At 43.5% G+C, this 414-nt stretch carries 1 protein-coding gene and 1 pseudogene; both read right to left on the bottom strand.

The window, feature by feature from the left end:
• Positions 1–252 (bottom strand): dTDP-4-dehydrorhamnose 3,5-epimerase family protein (locus HC176_RS16905; protein ID WP_167920178.1); only part of this gene is annotated, 252 nt, incomplete at its 3' end.
• A 1-nt stretch (position 253) separates the two neighbouring features.
• A pseudogene (locus HC176_RS20120) lies at positions 254–414 on the bottom strand (glucose-1-phosphate thymidylyltransferase); the annotation flags it as partial.

The raw sequence follows: 414 nt of genomic DNA, 5'->3' as shown, positions 1-414 counted from the left end.
ATCCAGCACCTTTCCATACACCGTTCGCACCAGTTTGGATTGAGCATATTTTCCCTTCTGAAAATGAAGTCCTCTCAAAACGCCTTTTTTGGAGGAGGATTGATTATCCTGTACAAATTCCGGATTTAGCCCTGTAACTTCTTCGAACCGCCTCTGGCTGAAGCTTTCTATAAAAGTGCCGCGATGGTCCCTGAAAACAGAAGGCTTAAGAATAAAACAATCTTTTAAAGGGGTTTGCTCAATTTCTAACATGCTAATCCAGTTGTAAAAGGTATTCTCCGTACCCGCTTTTCAGTAGCGGTTGTGCCAGCCTGTGCAGCTGTTCTTTGTCAATATAGCCCATTTTATAGGCGGTTTCTTCAATAGCGCCTATCTTTAATCCCTGTCGCTCCTCGATCACCTGCACAAATTGTG

This window comes from Tamlana crocina, assembly GCF_012037625.1.
Note: the sequence above shows the minus strand (reverse complement) of the source record. Positions and strands in the feature narration are given on the sequence as shown.